At 73.0% G+C, this 16,175-nt stretch carries 15 protein-coding genes, 2 pseudogenes and 1 riboswitch; of the genes and pseudogenes, 12 read left to right on the forward strand and 5 right to left on the reverse strand.

Features of this window, described 5'->3' with window-relative positions:
• The first annotated feature begins 4 nt into the window (after positions 1-4).
• The 4 genes from B0E54_RS24225 to B0E54_RS24240 all read left to right on the forward strand — a co-directional run bounded on the left by B0E54_RS24225 (position 5) and on the right by B0E54_RS24240 (position 4,393).
• Positions 5-550 carry a DUF2752 domain-containing protein gene (locus tag B0E54_RS24225; RefSeq protein ID WP_374109311.1) on the forward strand — a complete coding sequence of 182 codons (546 nt, stop codon included), beginning with the start codon at positions 5-7 and terminating at the stop codon, positions 548-550.
• A 387-nt stretch (positions 551-937) separates the two neighbouring features.
• Positions 938-1,678, forward strand: a complete 741-nt coding sequence (thyX, locus tag B0E54_RS24230; protein ID WP_234588306.1) for an FAD-dependent thymidylate synthase — start codon at positions 938-940, stop codon at positions 1,676-1,678.
• Positions 1,679-1,725: 47 nt separating this feature from the next.
• Positions 1,726-2,652, forward strand: a complete 927-nt coding sequence (dapA, locus tag B0E54_RS24235; RefSeq protein ID WP_234588286.1) for a 4-hydroxy-tetrahydrodipicolinate synthase — start codon at positions 1,726-1,728, stop codon at positions 2,650-2,652.
• 52 nt (positions 2,653-2,704) lie between these two features.
• On the forward strand, positions 2,705-4,393 hold the full coding sequence (locus B0E54_RS24240) for a ribonuclease J (protein WP_124854118.1): 1,689 nt from the start codon (positions 2,705-2,707) through the stop codon (positions 4,391-4,393).
• Positions 4,394-4,473: 80 nt separating this feature from the next.
• Here B0E54_RS24240 and B0E54_RS24245 read toward each other — a convergent pair whose 3' ends face one another.
• The 3 genes from B0E54_RS24245 to B0E54_RS24255 all read right to left on the reverse strand — a co-directional run bounded on the left by B0E54_RS24245 (position 4,474) and on the right by B0E54_RS24255 (position 6,815).
• Positions 4,474-4,692, reverse strand: coding sequence for an LPXTG cell wall anchor domain-containing protein (locus B0E54_RS24245; RefSeq protein ID WP_234588287.1), 219 nt, complete (start codon positions 4,690-4,692; stop codon positions 4,474-4,476).
• 81 nt (positions 4,693-4,773) lie between these two features.
• The gene (locus tag B0E54_RS24250; RefSeq protein WP_234588288.1) at positions 4,774-6,348 is read right to left on the reverse strand and encodes a YbjN domain-containing protein; all 1,575 of its coding nucleotides are present in this window, start codon (positions 6,346-6,348) and stop codon (positions 4,774-4,776) included.
• Positions 6,345-6,815, reverse strand: coding sequence for a YbjN domain-containing protein (locus B0E54_RS24255; protein WP_234588291.1), 471 nt, complete (start codon positions 6,813-6,815; stop codon positions 6,345-6,347). The genes B0E54_RS24250 and B0E54_RS24255 overlap by 4 nt, the downstream gene beginning before the upstream one ends.
• Before the next feature lie 113 nt (positions 6,816-6,928).
• On the opposite strand from B0E54_RS24255, the gene B0E54_RS24260 reads away from it, so the two are divergent.
• Positions 6,929-9,388 carry a DNA translocase FtsK gene (locus B0E54_RS24260; RefSeq protein ID WP_234588293.1) on the forward strand — a complete coding sequence of 820 codons (2,460 nt, stop codon included), beginning with the start codon at positions 6,929-6,931 and terminating at the stop codon, positions 9,386-9,388.
• A gap of 65 nt (positions 9,389-9,453) precedes the next feature.
• Here B0E54_RS24260 and B0E54_RS24265 read toward each other — a convergent pair whose 3' ends face one another.
• Positions 9,454-9,699, reverse strand: coding sequence for a hypothetical protein (locus tag B0E54_RS24265; RefSeq protein WP_234588295.1), 246 nt, complete (start codon positions 9,697-9,699; stop codon positions 9,454-9,456).
• 76 nt (positions 9,700-9,775) lie between these two features.
• Positions 9,776-10,090, reverse strand: a complete 315-nt coding sequence (locus B0E54_RS24270; RefSeq protein ID WP_234588296.1) for a multidrug efflux SMR transporter — start codon at positions 10,088-10,090, stop codon at positions 9,776-9,778.
• Between the two features lie 55 nt (positions 10,091-10,145).
• Positions 10,146-10,216, reverse strand: a riboswitch (guanidine-III (ykkC-III) riboswitch).
• A 93-nt stretch (positions 10,217-10,309) separates the two neighbouring features.
• Between B0E54_RS24270 and B0E54_RS24275 the strand changes: the two genes are divergently transcribed.
• From B0E54_RS24275 to B0E54_RS24305, 7 genes and pseudogenes are all read left to right on the forward strand, one after another.
• Complete coding sequence (locus tag B0E54_RS24275) at positions 10,310-11,233, forward strand: ornithine cyclodeaminase family protein (RefSeq protein ID WP_234588297.1); 924 nt, start codon at positions 10,310-10,312, stop codon at positions 11,231-11,233.
• 94 nt (positions 11,234-11,327) lie between these two features.
• Positions 11,328-12,836 carry a 30S ribosomal protein S12 methylthiotransferase RimO gene (gene rimO, locus B0E54_RS24280; RefSeq protein ID WP_234588298.1) on the forward strand — a complete coding sequence of 503 codons (1,509 nt, stop codon included), beginning with the start codon at positions 11,328-11,330 and terminating at the stop codon, positions 12,834-12,836.
• A 77-nt stretch (positions 12,837-12,913) separates the two neighbouring features.
• Positions 12,914-13,510 (forward strand): CDP-diacylglycerol--glycerol-3-phosphate 3-phosphatidyltransferase, encoded by a 597-nt coding sequence (gene pgsA, locus B0E54_RS24285; RefSeq protein ID WP_234588299.1) that lies wholly within the window; start codon positions 12,914-12,916, stop codon positions 13,508-13,510.
• 127 nt (positions 13,511-13,637) lie between these two features.
• A pseudogene (locus B0E54_RS24290) lies at positions 13,638-14,153 on the forward strand (CinA family protein); the annotation flags it as partial.
• A 220-nt stretch (positions 14,154-14,373) separates the two neighbouring features.
• The gene (locus B0E54_RS24295) at positions 14,374-14,835 is read left to right on the forward strand and encodes a helix-turn-helix domain-containing protein (RefSeq protein WP_234588300.1); all 462 of its coding nucleotides are present in this window, start codon (positions 14,374-14,376) and stop codon (positions 14,833-14,835) included.
• Positions 14,836-15,036: 201 nt separating this feature from the next.
• On the forward strand, positions 15,037-15,909 hold the full coding sequence (locus B0E54_RS24300) for a PspA/IM30 family protein (protein ID WP_234588301.1): 873 nt from the start codon (positions 15,037-15,039) through the stop codon (positions 15,907-15,909).
• Between the two features lie 19 nt (positions 15,910-15,928).
• Positions 15,929-16,175 (forward strand): annotated as a pseudogene (locus B0E54_RS24305) (hypothetical protein); the annotation flags it as partial.

The raw sequence follows: 16,175 nt of genomic DNA on the forward strand, positions 1-16,175 counted from the left end.
GCGTGTGACGAGCGTTCCCGGACCGGTCGACCAGCCGCAGCCCACCCCCGGTGCGGGTTGGCCGGCGAGCCCGTCGGGTGACTACGGCTACCCGACGCCCGAGCCCGACCGGCTCACCCGGCTCGTGCTGCGCCTGCACGCGCGGTCACCGCGCTGGGCGGCGCCACTGGCCGCGGTCGGCTGCGTCGGTCTCGGCATGGCCTACGCGTTGCTGAGCAACCCGGCCCACGCCGACCCGGACGCCGCGCCGACCTGCCTGCTCAAGCTGACCACGGGGCTCGACTGTCCGGGCTGCGGCGGCACCCGCGCGCTCTGGTACGTGCTGCACGGCGACCTGCCGGCCGCCGCCCGGCACCACTTCCTGTTCGTCTTCGCGGTGCCCTTCCTGGCGTACCTCTTCGTCGCCTGGGCGGGAAACCAGGCGTTCGGTTGGCGGCTGCCCGAGCTGCGGATCAGCTCGAAGGTGATCGTCGGTTTCCTTGGCGCGTGGCTGGCCTTCTCGGTGCTGCGCAATTTGCCCTGGGCGCCGTTTACGTCGCTCTACGTCTGAGGGCCCGCCAGCTCCGCCCGGCGTGATGTGGCGGGGCCTTGCTCGGTCGGCTGCGCGGGGTCCTTCCTGCGCGTCCTGTCGAGCTGCCCCAGATGTGGGGCATGGCGGTGGTGGGGCCCGGCGTGGTGCCGTCTGCCCCCGGGCGTGGGGCAAGGCGTGGTGGACCCGGTGTCGTGCTGCCTGCCCCAGATATGGGGCAGCTCGACAGGGAACCGCGGACGTGGCAGGGACCCGGCAGGGCGTCGGCGTACCGGTCGAGATCTTGGACACCTGCGGCCCCGATGGAGCGCACGGGCCGGTGATTTTGCGGTAGCTGGGCGCTTTCTGCACCGCGAGCCCGAGTTGGGCGCGCGAGCGCCGGCCACTACAGTCCCAGGAATGCCGGAGATGGTGCAGCCCCAGGTCAAGTTGATCGCGTGGACCCAGTTCGCGGCCCCGGACGACGTGCCGTGGTCGACCGACGCCGAGGGCGGCCAGGCGCTCGCCGAGTTCGCCGGGCGGGCCTGCTACCAGTCGTGGAAGAAGCCGAACCCGGCGACCGCGACCAACGCCGGCTACCTCGCGCACATCCTCGAGGTCGGCCACCTGAGCGTGCTGGAGCACGGCTCGGTGACCTTCTACTTCACCGGGGTGTCGCGCTCCTTCACCCACGAGTTGATCCGGCACCGGCACTTCTCGTACTCCCAGCTCTCGCAGCGGTACGTCCCGGAGCGGGACGCGGCAATGGTCGAGCCGGCGGTCATCGCCGACGACCCGGAGCTGCACAAGAAGTTCACCGAGGCCGCCGAGGCGAGCGTGCGGGCCTACACCGAGCTGCTGGAGGGTCTTGAGCAGCGGTTCTCCGACGAGCCGAACCCGACGCTGCGCCGCAAGCAGGCGCGGCAGGCGGCCCGCGCGGTGCTGCCCAACGCCACCGAGACCCGGATCGTGGTCAGCGGCAACTACCGGGCGTGGCGGCACTTCGTCGCCATGCGGGCCACCGAGCACGCCGACGTGGAGATCCGTGAGCTGGCCGTGGAGTGCCTGCGTCAGCTTCAGGGAGTCGCGCCGAACGTCTTCGCCGACTTCGTGATCTCGACGCTCCCGGACGGCACCGAGGTGGCGGCCAGCCCGCACGAGGCGTCCTGAGCCCTTCCCCGGCGGGCTCCGGCTGGTCGTCCGCTAGGTTGGAGGGTATGACGCACGACCACCCCGACGCCGCGGCCCGAACGGCGTCCCGCCCCTTCGGCCGGGTGCTCACGGCCATGGTGAGCCCGTTCACCCCCGACGGCTCGCTCGACCTCGACGGCGCCGCCCGACTGGCGAGCCACCTGGTCGACGAGCAGGGCAACGACGCGCTGGTGGTCAACGGCACCACCGGTGAGTCGCCGACCACCACCGACGCGGAGAAGGAACGCCTGATCCGGGCCGTGGTGGAGGCCGTCGGTGACCGGGCCAGGGTCGTCGCCGGGGTGGGCACCAACGACACGCGGCACACCATCGAGCTGGCGGCGGCCGCCGAGAAGGCCGGCGCGCACGGCCTGCTCGTGGTCACCCCGTACTACAACAAGCCGCCGCAGAGCGGCCTGCTGCGGCACTTCACCGCCGTGGCCGACGCCAGCGGACTGCCGGTGATGCTGTACGACATCCCACACCGCTCCGGCGTGCCGATCGACACCGAGACACTGGTCCGGCTCGCCGACCACGCGCGGATCGTAGCGGTCAAGGACGCCAAGGGCGACCTGACCGCCACCAGCTGGGTGACCAGCCGGACCGGCCTCGCCTTCTACAGCGGCGAGGACTCGCTCACCCTGCCGGCGCTGGCCGTCGGTTGCGTGGGCGTGGTCGGCACCTCGACGCACTTCACCGGGGCGCTGACCGCAGAGATGATCGAGGCGTACGACGCGGGGGACATGCCGGCCGCGCTTGCCCTGCACCGGCGGCTGCTGCCGCTGTTCACCGGCATCTTCCGCACGCAGGGCACCATCCTGGTGAAGGCGGGCCTGGCGTCGCTGGGCCTGCCGGCCGGCCCGGTGCGACCCCCGCTCGTGGACGCCACCGACGACGAGATCGCCCAGCTGCGCGCGGACTTCGCGGCAGCGGGCCTGGAGCTGCCCGAATGATCGAACGACACGATGGGCGCCGAGTGACGGCGTCGCAGAATGAGGTGGACGCGTGACCGAGGCGCACATCGAGGCGGAACTGCCCCCGCCGCTGCCGGAAGGTGGCCTGCGGATCATCCCGCTCGGCGGGCTCGGCGCCATCGGTCGGAACATGACCGTCTTCGAGTACGACGGCAAACTGCTGATCGTCGACTGCGGGGTGCTCTTCCCCGACGTCGAGCAGCCGGGCGTGGACCTGATCCTGCCCGACTTCGGTCCGATCCTGGACCGGCTGGCCGACGTCCAGGCGATCGTGCTGACCCACGGCCACGAGGACCACATCGGCGCGGTGCCGTACCTGCTCGCCCACAAGCCCGACATCCCGCTGGTCGGCTCGCAGTTCACCCTCGCCCTGGTCGAGGCGAAGCTGGCCGAGCGGCGCATCCAGCCGTACACGCTGACCGTGCGCGAGGGCGGCCGGGAGCGGCTCGGTCCGTTCGAGTGCGAGTTCTTCGCGGTCAACCACTCCATCCCCGACGCGCTCGCCGTGGCCATCCGCACCCCGGCGGGCCTGGTGCTGCACACCGGCGACTTCAAGATGGACCAGCTCCCGCTGGACGGCCGGATCACCGACCTGGCCGGCTTCGCGCGGCTCGGCGCCGAGGGCGTCGACCTGCTGCTGTCCGACTCCACCAACGCGGAGATCCCCGGCTTCGTCACCCCGGAGCGGGAGATCGGGCCGGTGCTCGACTCGATCTTCGCGAAGGCCAAGGGTCGGATCATCGTCGCCTCGTTCGCCTCGCACGTGCACCGGGTGCAGCAGGTCTTCGACTCCGCCGCCGAGCACGGTCGCAAGGTCGCGTTGATCGGCCGGTCCATGGTCCGCAACATGGGCATCGCCCGGGACCTCGGCCTGCTCAACATCCCGGCCGGCCTGGTCATCGGGATCGAGGAGGCGACCACGCTGCCTCCCGAGCAGATCGTGCTGATGTCCACCGGTTCGCAGGGTGAGCCGATGAGCGCGCTGGGCCGGATGGCCAGCGGCGACCACCGGCACATCACCATCGCCCCCGGCGACACGGTCGTGCTGGCGTCGTCGCTGGTGCCGGGCAACGAGACCTCGGTCTACCGGGTTATCAACCGGCTCGCCCGGGCCGGCGCGGTCGTCGTGCACAAGGACGTGGCCAAGGTGCACGTCTCCGGGCACGCCCCGGCCGGTGAACTGCTCTACCTGCTCAACGTGGTCCGTCCGAGCAACCTGATGCCGGTGCACGGCGAGTGGCGGCACCTGCGCGCCCATGCCCGCCTCGGCATCGAGTCCGGTGTGGCCGCCGACCGGGTGGTGATCTGCGAGGACGGCGACGTCGTCGACCTCGTCGAGGGCCGCGCCAGCCTGGTCGGGCACGTGAAGAGCCGGTACGTCTACGTCGACGGCCTCGCCGTCGGCGACGTCAGCGAGTCGCTGCTCACCGAACGGCGGATCCTCGGCGACGGTGGCTTCATCGCCACCACAGTGGTCGTCGACTCGGTCACCGGCAAGGTGGTCGCCGGCCCGACGCTGTCCGCGAAGGGCTTCTCCGAGGACCCGGAGGCGTTCAACCCGGTGGTCCCGCTGGTCACCGAGGCGCTGAACCGGGCCGCGGCGGACGGCATCACCGACCCGCACCAGCTCCAGCAGATCGTCCGGCGGACCGTGGGGCGGTGGGTCAACGACAAGTACCGTCGTCGCCCGATGATCGTGCCCACCGTCGTCGAGGTCTGACACGCGTGACCGGGCCGGTCGCCGACATCCCCCGTGGATGTCGGTGACCGGCCCGGATCGTGTCGCGGGCGCGCTCCGGCTCAGGCCCGCGACATCCGGCGGCGCAGCACCAGCAGCCCGGCGCCGAGGGCCAGCAGCGCCACGCCGATGAGGGCGTACGTGCTGCCGGACGACCCGGTGCGGGGCAGTTGCGCGGCGTCGGGGATGGACGTGCTCGGCGCGGACGGGGTCGCGGTGGCGGTCGGACCGGCCGGTGGCGGGGTCGTGGCGGTGCATGGTCGGTGATGGCCGTACCACATCGACCCGGCGCCTCCGGTTGCGTGCTGTCGGATGTCGCACAGTCGCGCCCCGCCCTGCAACCAACTGCCCTGTCCGCGGCATCAGGGGAGCGCGGCGACCGCCTCGGCGTAGGCGACTCCGGTGGCGATGGCGGCGTCCACCAGCACCGTGAGCTGCGCCGGGGCCACCCCGTGAGCCAGGTTCGTGGCCACGTCGCCGGCCAGCACCAGCTCCTCACCGAGGTCGTGCGCGTACGCCTTGGGCAGCAGCCGGTCGTGGTTCCAGGCGTTGCAGAAGGCGTACACCTCGGCGCGGCGGGTCGCGGGCAGCCGGCGGGCGGCCATGGCGCGGGCGTGCAGCACCTCGCCGCGCTCGCCGGCCCGACGGAACTGGATCATCACGGCGCCCCACGAGCCGACCACAGTGGCGCCCTCGTCAACGACGTACCGGTCCCCGCGTCGGTCCAACACCGCGGTGATCATGTCGATGGTCAGCGTCGCCAACTCGCGCTCGTCGTCGGGCTCGATGTCGGGGTCGGGTCCGTCGCCGGGCTCGTCGTCGGGGGGCAGGGGCACCGCGGCCGCCACGGGACGCTCGGCCAGCCAGCCGGCCATCCGGCCGGAGTGGTGGCCGGTGCCGTTGCGGGCGTCGAAACTGCCCGCCAGCTCGTTGGCGACCGCGAGCAGCAGCGCGCCGAGGGTGGCGACGTCCAGGTCGGTGGCCGGCCGCCCCCCGTACGCCGGGCGGGGCACAGTGCGCACGCCGAGCCCGGCCTCGACGGCCAGGGCGCAGACGAGCGCGCCCGCGGCGGCGAACTCCATCGCCGCGAGGTCGTCGGTGGGCCGGTCCAACCGGGGTAGCTGTTCGGCCAGGATGGTCAGGCCGCGTTCCAGGTGCCCGCCCAGGGCACAGAACCGCAGGTGCGCGGCGAGGTACGGGAATGCGGCACGCTCGTGTCGGTGCCGCCGGTACGACCGCACGTGCGCCGCCGCGGCCCGTTCCGGCTCACCGGTGCGCAGCTCGGGCAGCAGGCTGGCCACCAGCGCCCGCTCGGGCTGGTCGGTGCAGTCCACCGCGTCGCCAGCCGGCTCCCGCAGCTCGGCCAGCGCGGCCCGCCACTCTCCCCAGCCGGCGAGCAGGTCCGCGCGGCGGGCCGGGGCGCAGCCGGGGCATCCACCCGACGGCCCGCCGGCCGTGCCCGCCCACCGCTGGTACCAGTGGCGGGCGGTGGGCTCGTCGCCGAGGTGGTCGGCGATCCGACAGCGCAGCTCCGCGACGGTCGGCGTGTCTGGTCCGTCCGTAGCGACCCGGTGGGCCAGGTCGTCCAGGAGGGACCGGGTCTGGTCCAGCCCCACCCGGGGGGTGCCGAGCAGCGCCTCCACGGCGTACCGCTGCAGGCGCAGCAGCAGTCGGCCCTCATCGTCGGTGAGCAGCTCGGGCCGGTAGTCGGCGGCGGCCCGGCACCGGCGCACCGGCTCGACCAGCCGCCACCGTTCGCCGTGCAGCAGGTACGCCTCGATCAGCGCGAACCGGGCGTCCAGTGCGGACCGGAGGTCCCCGGCCGCGTCGGCCCGCTCGGCGAGCCGTTCGAGGGCGAGCAGCCGGTCCGGCCCGTCGGGGAGGTCCCGTGCGTCGGTGAGCGCGTTCACCAGCGCCGGATCGCGGTGTACGGTCACGCCGGCACCGCGCCGGGCAGCCGGCCGACGGCCACGGCGAGTTGGCAGCCGGCCGAGATGCCACAGTCGAGCAACTGGTCGAGCTGGTGCGGGGTGACCCCACGTTCCAGGTCGGTGATCACCTCACCGTAGACCCGCGCCCTGCCCCCGTCGTCGACGTGCACGAAGGCCTTCGGCCAGAGCCGGTCGTGGTTCCACGAGTTGCAGAAGATGTACAGGTCCGGGACCCGTTCGATGCCGAAGGCGGGCGTGACCATCGTGCGGACCTGGAGCAACTCGCCGTCCCCGCCGAGACGCAGGAACCAGATCAGGTTGTCGTCGAAGCGACCCACGAGGTCACCGTTCACGGCGCGGCCGACCGACCGGCCACGCGCGGCGAGCACCGCGGCGAGCAGCTCGTCGGTCAACGGGCGCAACCTACCGGGGTGCCCGGCCAGCGGATCGTCCTCGAGTCCCGGCGACGCCATCGGGCATCCCTTCTGAGGCGGATATCACGACCGGCGGTGGGGTCCGTGCTGCGACGCGCGGACACGACCCGGAAAAGCGGCGATCTGCCCGGCCCCACCGTTACCGTGACTCTATGGCGGGCCGTACCTCTCAGGCGAGCCGGCGACGCGGCGCGTCGCCGCGCGGTGGCACCAACAGCCGTGCCCGTCAACCGGCGAAGAAGACCCGGGCACCGGTACGGCGACGCACCACACCCGCCCGTCCCGGCCCGGCGGTCTACGTTGGCCGCGCGATCGGTGCACTGTGGATGGGGCTGGCGCACGGAATGGGTTGGGCCGTGCGGGCCGCCGGTCGGCAGGCCGCCTCCGCCCGCGACCTCGACCCCGAGCACCGTCGCGATGGCGGCGGGCTGCTGCTGTTCGGGCTGGCCCTGCTCAGCGCCGTCGCGCTCTGGTTCTCCGGAGCGGGCCCGGTGGGCGCGCGTCTGGCCGACACGATCCGGTTGTTCCTGGGCGCGATCTCCGTGGTGGTGCCGGTGCTGCTGATGATCGGTGCGTGGCGGCTGATGCGCCAGCCCGCCGATCCGGAGCACCGGGGTCGCGGGTTGATCGGGTGGGGTTCGCTGCTGGTGTCGACCGCCGCGCTGCTCCAGATCGGTCAGGACCCGACGGACACCGTGCAGCGTGACTACGCCGGTGGCCTGGTCGGCGCCGGCGTGGGTGGGTTGCTGGAGCGGGCGGTCACCGCGTGGGTGGCCGTACCCTTGCTGGTCCTGCTGTTGCTCTTCGGCCTGCTCGTGGTCACCGCGACGCCGATCAACAAGATTCCCGAGCGGCTGGGCCTGCTCGCCGGAAGCCTGGTCGCGACAGCGGACCCCGACGTCGCCGAGGAGGTCGACGAGACGGTTCTCCGCCCGGCGCGCAAGCGACCGGCGAAGCGGATGCCGCCACCGCTGGACCCGGACGACTTCGAGGACCTGGAGGGCGCCGACCTCCAGGAGACCATGGTCCTGCCGCGCAAGGCCCCGGCGAAGGTGCCGGCCAGCCGCAAGCCGGCCGAGCCGCCGGAGCACTCGCCCGCGCCCACCCGCGCCGAGCAGCTCGCGTTGACCGGCCTGGCCGGCGACTACACCCTGCCCCCGGCGAACATGCTCAGCGCCGGTGCCGCCGCGAAGACCCGCAGCAAGGCGAACGACGAGGTGATCGCCGCGCTCACCGGCGTCTTCGACCAGTTCGACGTCGACGCCGCGGTCACCGGGTTCACCCGGGGCCCGACTGTCACCCGCTACGAGGTGGAGCTGGGGCACGGGGTCAAGGTCGAGCGGATCACCCAGCTCTCCCGCAACATCGCGTACGCGGTGAAGTCGCCGGACGTACGGATCCTCAGCCCGATCCCGGGCAAGAGCGCGGTCGGCGTGGAGATCCCGAACACCGACCCGGAGAACGTGGCGCTCGGTGACGTGCTGCGCTCGCGGGCGGCGACAAGCGACCACCACCCGATGGTGGTGGCGCTCGGCAAGGACATCGAGGGCGGCTACGTGGTGGCCAACCTTGCCAAGATGCCGCACATCCTCATCGCCGGGGCCACCGGCGCGGGCAAGTCGAGCTGCCTCAACACGCTGCTGGTGTCCATCCTCACCCGGGCCACCCCGGACGAGGTGCGGCTGCTGCTGATCGACCCCAAGCGCGTCGAGATGACCGGGTACGAGGGCATCCCGCACCTGGTCACCCCGATCGTGACCAATGCCAAGAAGGCGGCCGACTCGCTGGACTGGGTGGTCCGCGAGATGGACATGCGCTACGACGACCTCGCGGCAAACGGGGTCCGGCACATCGACGACTTCAACCGCAAGGTCCGCAACGGCGAGATCAAGGCTCCGCCGGGCAGCGAACGCGAGATGCGTCCGTATCCGTATCTGTTGGTGATCGTGGACGAGCTGGCGGACCTGATGATGGTCGCGCCGCGCGACGTGGAGGACTCGGTCGTCCGGATCACCCAGCTGGCCCGGGCCGCCGGCATCCACCTGGTGCTGGCGACCCAGCGCCCCTCGGTCGACGTGGTGACCGGTCTGATCAAGGCGAACGTGCCGTCCCGGCTGGCGTTCGCCACGTCGTCCCTCGCGGACTCGCGGGTCATCCTGGACCAGCCCGGCGCGGAGAAGCTGCTCGGCCGCGGTGACGGTCTCTTCCTGCCGATGGGGGCCTCGAAGCCGGTCCGGATCCAGGGCGCCTGGGTCACCGAGCGCGAGATCGCCGACGTGGTGAAGTTCTGCAAGGACCAGCGCGAGCCGGAGTTCCGCCCGGACGTGCTGGCCCCCGCCAAGGACAGCCAGAAGAAGATCGACGAGGACATCGGCGACGACCTCGACCTGCTGGTGCAGGCGGTGGAGCTGGTGGTCACCTCGCAGTTCGGCTCCACCTCGATGCTCCAGCGCAAGCTGCGGGTCGGTTTCGCCAAGGCGGGCCGTCTCATGGACCTCATGGAGACCCGCGGGGTGGTCGGCCCGTCGGAGGGGTCGAAGGCCCGCGACGTGCTGGTCAAGCCGGACGAGCTGGAGGACGTCCTGGCCGGCCTGCGCGGGGACGTGGACTGACCCTCGGTCGATACGGGATACGCGACGGGCCCGCCGGTAGCCGGCGGGCCCGTGTCGGAGTGCGGTCAGTTGTTGATCAGCGCGCCGATGATCACCAGGCTGATGATCGCGGCGACGACGCTGGCCACGGCGGCGTACCAGCCCAGCGGCTTGTCGCCGAGCACCGCGCCGACGACGCCGGCGATCACGCCGAGCACGCCGAAGATGATCGGGTTGAGCAACAGGGCGAGCACGGCGAAGACGAAGCCCACGATGGTGAGGATGCGGGCGGCGTTGTTACGCGGGCGGGCGGTGGTGGGGACGTCGGCCATGTCTTCCTCCGGTGTGAGAGCCTGTCGTGCCAGACCGATCAACTACCCACCGTGGACATTGGTCACGCGTACATCTTCAGTGGAAGATCTTCAGCCCGACCACGCCGGCGATCACCAGCAGCAGGCAGAGGATCCGGGGCAGGCTGGCCGACTCGCCGAGCGCCAGCATCCCGACCAGCGCCGTCCCCACCGCGCCGATGCCGACCCAGACCGCGTAGCCGGTGCCGACCGGGATGTCGCGCAGCGCGTACGCGAGCCCGCCCATGCTCAGCACCAGGGCCAGCACGAACACCGCCGACGGGAGCAGCCGGCTGAAGCCGGCGCTGCGGTCCAGGGCGATCGCCCAGACCGTCTCCAACAGTCCAGAGATCACCAACACCAGCCAGGCCATCGTCCACCTCACGAAAGGGCGCCCGGGCTGCCGCACCGGACGAGTCGGGTCGTCACGTGGGGCGTCTTGGCCTGACCGGGTACGCCCACCGCTCGTCCGGAGTGGTCACCGGCATCCGGGGCCACCGTGGCCGACGCTAGCACCGGCCCGACGGCCGGGGTGGTGACTCCCGCCACCACGCGTTGACCTCTACCTCACTTCAACTTGCAGTATGGCGAGATGGCCCTGCTCTATGCCGATCCCGAGATCGCCGCCGTCCTGGACGCCACCACCACCGTCGACGCCATGCGGGTCGCCCTGGTGGCCGCGTACGAGGGGCGGCTGGTCGCCCCGCCCCGGGCCGCCGCCCCGCTCGGCGGGGGACGGATGGTGCTCACCGCCGGGCACCTCGTCGGCGAGTGGTACGGCTACCGCTCGTACGACACGTTCGGCCACCCGCAGGGCGAGCAGCTGGTGGTGCTGCACGACGCCCGTACCGGAGCGGTGCGGGCGGTCGCCGTCGGCGAGGAGCTGGGCTCCCGGCGTACCGGTGGGCTGGGTGGCGTGGCGGTCGACGCGCTGGCCCGGCCGGACGCGGTGACCCTCGGCGTGATCGGCTCCGGGCGGCAGGCGTGGACCCAGGTGTGGGCCGCGGCCGCCGTCCGACCGCTGCGCGAGGTGGTGGTGCACAGCCGCTCGGCGGCGCGACGGGACGCCTTCGCCGCCCGGGTGCGCGCCGAACTGGGCGTGCCGGCCCGCGCGGCCGCCGACCCGGGGGCGGCCGTCACCGGGCGGGACATCGTGGTGCTCGCCACCACCAGCCGCACCCCGGTGCTGCGGTCCGGCGATGTGAGCCCCGGCACGCATGTCAACGCGGTCGGTTTCAAGCAGCAGGACCGCAGCGAATTCGGCACCGACCTGCTGGACGTCGCCGACCTGCTGGTCACGGACTCGCCGGCCCAGGCGGCGGACTACCAGCCGCCGATGCTCGCGGCCCTGCCCCCGTACGCCGGACGGTTGCGTGACCTGGGCGGCGTCCTGGCTGGCGCGGTCCCCGGCCGGAGCACGGCGGACCAGATCTCCGTCTTCTGCTCCACCGGCCTGGCCGGCACGGAGGTCTTCCTGCTCGACGCGCTGACCCGCGTGGGCGCCGCGACCCGCTGACCGGTCGCCGCCCGGCGACGACGCGCGGGGTGTGTGCCGGCCGACCACCCCGGCCCGCGTGCGCGGGCCTGCGCGACCGGCCCGGTACCCTCGGATGGTGTCTGCCACCTCTCCTTCTCCTTCCGACAACGCCGAGGGCCGCCGCGTCGCCCTGCTCACCCTGGGCTGCGCCCGCAACGAGGTCGACTCGGAGGAGCTGGCCGCCCGGCTGCACGCCGACGGCTGGCAGGTGACCACCGACGGCGAGGGCGCCGACGTAGTGGTCGTCAACACCTGCGGCTTCGTGGAGAAGGCCAAGCAGGACTCCATCCAGACCCTGCTCGCCGCCGCCGGCACCGGCGCCAAGGTGGTGGCCGCCGGCTGCATGGCCGAGCGCTACGGGCGGGAGCTGGCCGACAGCCTGCCCGAGGCGCAGGCGGTGCTGAGCTTCGACGACTACCCGGACATCGCCGCCCGGCTGAACGCCGTCGTCGCCGGGGAGCAGATCACCGCGCACACTCCCCGGGACCGCCGCGAGCTGCTGCCGCTGACCCCGGTGCAGCGCCAGAGCGCCACCGTGTCCCTGCCCGGGCACGGCACCGTGGCCCGCGCCACCGTCGACACCGACGAGCACACCCCGGCGCACCTGCGCCAGGTGCTGCGCCGCCGACTGGACACCGGCCCGGTGGCCTCGCTGAAGCTCGCCAGCGGCTGCGACCGGCGCTGCGCGTTCTGCGCCATCCCCGCGTTCCGTGGGGCCTTCGTCTCGCGTACGCCGGACGAGCTGCTCGCCGAGGCGGAATGGTTGGCCAAGACCGGCGTACGGGAGCTGGTGCTGGTCAGCGAGAACTCCACCTCGTACGGCAAGGACCTCGGTGACCCCCGCGCGTTGGAGAAGCTGCTGCCGCAGCTCGCCGCGGTGTCCGGCATCGTCCGGGTGCGGGTGAGCTACCTCCAGCCGGCCGAGACCCGGCCCGGTCTGGTCGAGGCGATCGCCGGCACTCCGGGGGTGGCCCCGTACTTCGACCTGTCGTTCCAGCACTCCAGCGAGCCGGTACTGCGCCGGATGCGCCGTTTCGGCTCCACCGACCGTTTCCTGGAGCTGCTGGCCAGCGCCCGGGCGCTGGCACCGGAGGCGGGCGCGCGGAGCAACTTCATCGTGGGCTTCCCCGGCGAGACCCGCGCCGACATCGACGAGCTGACCCGGTTCCTGACCGAGGCCCGCCTCGACGCGATCGGCATGTTCGACTACAGCGACGAGGACGGCACCGAGGCGGCCGGCCTGCCCGGCAAGGTCTCCGCCGCGACCATCAAGCGGCGCTACGACCGGCTCAGCGCGCTCGCTGACGAGCTCTGCTCGCAGCGGGCCGAGGACCGGCTCGGCTCGACAGTCGAGGTGCTCGTCGACGCGATCGTCGACGGTGTGGTGGAGGGCCGGGCGGCGCACCAGGCGCCGGAGGTGGACGGTTCCACCACCCTTGTCGCACCGGCCGACGGCGGGGTCGACCTGGCCGCGTTGCGCCCGGGTGACCTGGTGCGGGCCACGGTGACCGGCACCGAAGGGGTGGATCTGCTCGCGGTGCCGGATGAGATGATCTCGGCGGCGCCCGGCGCGGCACGGTGACGGCGGGCCCGGACGGAGCGGGGGAGCCAGGTGGTGCGGTGCCGGAAACGCCATGGCGACCCGAGCGGAGCGAGACGGTGACCGGGGCGACGGAGTCGACGCCGGCCCGGGTGGTCGCGCGGGTGCCCGTGCTCAACGCGGCAAACGCCCTGACCGCGCTGCGGCTGGTGCTGGTGCCGGTCTTCGCCGCGTCCGTGATCGTGTCGGGGATGACCCACGCGGGTTGGCGGATGGCGGCCTGCCTGATCTTCGCGGTGGCCTCGGCGACCGACCTGGTGGACGGTTGGATCGCCCGCCGGTTCGGTCTGGTCACCTCGGTCGGCAAGGTGGCCGACCCGATCGCCGACAAGGCGCTCACCGGCGCGGCCCTGGTGCTGCTCTCCTGGTACGACAGGTTGCCCTGGTGGGTGACGGCGCTGATCCTCGTCCGTGAGCTGGGCATCACCGGCCTGCGGTTCTGGGTGATCCGGCACGGGGTGATCGCGGCCAGCCGCGGCGGCAAGATCAAGACTGCGCTGCAGATCCTGGCCATCGCCTGGTACCTCTGGCCGATGCCGGCCGCCCTCGTCGCCGTCGGCCCCTGGATCATGGGTGCCGCCGTCCTGGTCACGGTGGCGACGGGCTTCGACTACATCACCCAGGCCCTGCGCCTCCGCCGCCCCCACCAACCCTGACCCCCCACCCCGCCCGCGGTGATCATGAAGTTGTTGCCGTCCGGACCGGCGTGGCGGGGCGATAACTTCATGATCGACGGGTGCGGCCCGGAGGGTTGGGGGTCGGCGGGTGGGGAAGGACGAGCTCATGCAGCGGGAAGAGCGGGAAGAGAACGCCACGGGTAGCGCGGCGGCGGGTGTCGTGCACAGTCTGTCGCAGCGCCACGAGACCCTGGCCACCGTCGAATCGCTCACCGGCGGGCTGCTGGCCGCGTCGATCGTGGAGATCGCCGGGGTCAGTGGGATCTACCGGGGCGGGTTGGTCGTCTACGCCACCGACCTGAAGTCCACCCTGGCCGGCGTACCGGCCGATCTGCTGGCCGAGCGCGGCCCGGTCGACCCGGACGTGGCGGCTGCGCTCGCCGAGGGCGGCCGGCGGCGCTGCGGCGCCGACTGGGGGCTCGCCACCACCGGGGTCGCCGGCCCGGAGCCGCAGGACGGCAAGCCCGTGGGCCTGGTCTACGTCGCGGTCGCCGGCCCGACCGGGGGAGAGGTCCGCCAGCTCGACCTGGACGGCGGGCGGGACCACGTACGCTCGGCCGCCGTGATCGGGGCGCTGCGGCTGCTCGCCGAGGGATCCACGCCGCCGAGGAGGCCGCCCGGGACGGCGTGGCGACGGCCGAGGAGGCCGCCCGCGACGGTTCCGGGACGGCCGGCGTGGGGCGCCGATGAGCCGCCCCGGGCGAACCGACGGGCGGGGCGGGATGTCGCCGGGCCCCACAGCGGGTACGGTTGCGGGAAGGCTCCGACGCTCGGAGCCGGCGCGGTCCGCCGCGGCCGGCCGCCCGACGCCGGGCGAGAGGTATCCCTCAGGGGGAGGTGCGATGGTCCTGCTACGCCGGGTGATCGGTGACGCACTGCGGACGCGCCGGCAGGGACAGCAGCGCACACTGCGTGAGGTGTCCACCGCCGCCAACGTCAGCCTCGGCTACCTCTCGGAGATCGAGCGGGGGCACAAGGAGCCGTCCAGCGAGCTGCTCGCCGCGATCTGCGACGCCCTCGGTGCCCGCCTGTCCGAATTGTTGCGCGAGGTGAGCGACACCGTGGCCCTCGCCGAGCAGATGCCCGCAGGGGTGCTCGTCGGCATGCAGGACGAGCCGGCCGAGGCCGCGCCCGTCGGCGCGACGGCCGCCGTGCGCAAGGGCGCCAACCGGGGCGTCCGGCAGGTCACCTCCGACGGCAAGGTCGCCGTGTCGGTCCGGCAGGATTCGCCGCTGCGGGCCACCCTGCGCAGCACCCGGGTCCGCCCCACCGAGCGCGACCGGGATGTGGTCTGCGCCGCCTGAGCCCGTCGAACCGTTGACCATGGGCGACGTGGCCCCGGCCGCGTAGGGTTGCCCGCAGGAGCCGACGGTTCCCGTCGAGCACCCGGTACGGATGCCCCGCTGGCGTTCGGCTGGGACGATGGAGACCGGCCGGTCCGCGGTCGGTCGGCTGAACCCGGCCCGATCGCGGTGGAGCGACGCTACTGAGGGGATACCGCGGAGATGGCGAACCCGTTCGTCAAGGGCTGGAACTACCTGATGGCGCTCTTCGGTGCCAAGATCGATGAGCACGCCGATCCCAAGGTGCAGATCCAGCAGGCCATCGAGGATGCCCAGCGGCAGCACCAGGCGCTGGTCCAGCAGGCCGCGGCGGTCATCGGCAACCAGCGTCAGCTGGAGATGAAGCTGTCCCGGCAGATGTCCGAGGTCGAGCGGCTGCAGGGCAACGCCCGGCAGGCCCTGGTGCTCTCCGACCAGGCCCGCGCCAAGGGCGACGAGGCCGAGGCGGTGCGGTTCGAGCAGTCCGCCCAGGCCCTGGCCAGCCAGCTGGTCTCGGCCGAGCAGGCCACCGAGGACCTGAAGACCCTGCACGACCAGGCGCTCGGCGCCGCCGCGCAGGCCCGCCGCGCCGTCGAGAACAACTCGATGATCCTCCAGCAGAAGCTCGCCGAGCGCACCAAGCTGCTCAGCCAGCTGGAGCAGGCCAAGATGCAGGAGACGGTGGCCCGCTCACTGGAGTCGATGTCGTCGATGACCGCCCCCGGCACCACCCCGTCGCTGGACGAGGTGCGTGACCGCATCGAGCGGCGGTACGCCAACGCGATGGGCCGCGCCGAGCTGGCCGGCAACTCCGTCGAGGGCCGGATGCTGGAGATCCAGAAGGCGACCATCGACTCGGCGGGCTCGGCCCGGCTGGAGCAGATCCGGTCCAGCATGGCGGGGGAGCAGCTCGGCGGCACGGCGCAGCGCCCGGCGGTGCCGCAGGGTGAGAAGGCCGGTCCGGGCAGCGACCCGACCGCCGCCGCCCGGCTGGACGAGCTGCGCGCCAGCATGGCCCGCGAACGGGGCACCGGCGACCCGACCGCCGCCGGCTGAACGGTCCGAGGAGGCTTCGGTGGCAGACGAGCGCACGCGGTACTTCCGTCAGCTGGGTCGGCTGCGCCGGTCCGCCCGGCGGTGGAGCGTACTGGCCGGTGGGCTCGGCGGTGCCGCGGCGGTGCTGACTCCGTACGCCGGCCTCGGTCTGCCGGACGCGGCCTGGGCCGGCGCCGCGGGCAGCGCGGTGGCGTTGGCCGCCTGGCGCTGGATCGATCTGCGGGCACTGGCCGCCCGCCCGGCGCCCCCGGCGCTGGATCCGGCCG

It is taken from the genome of Micromonospora sp. MH99, from assembly GCF_021442385.1.
GTDB lineage: Bacteria > Actinomycetota > Actinomycetes > Mycobacteriales > Micromonosporaceae > Micromonospora.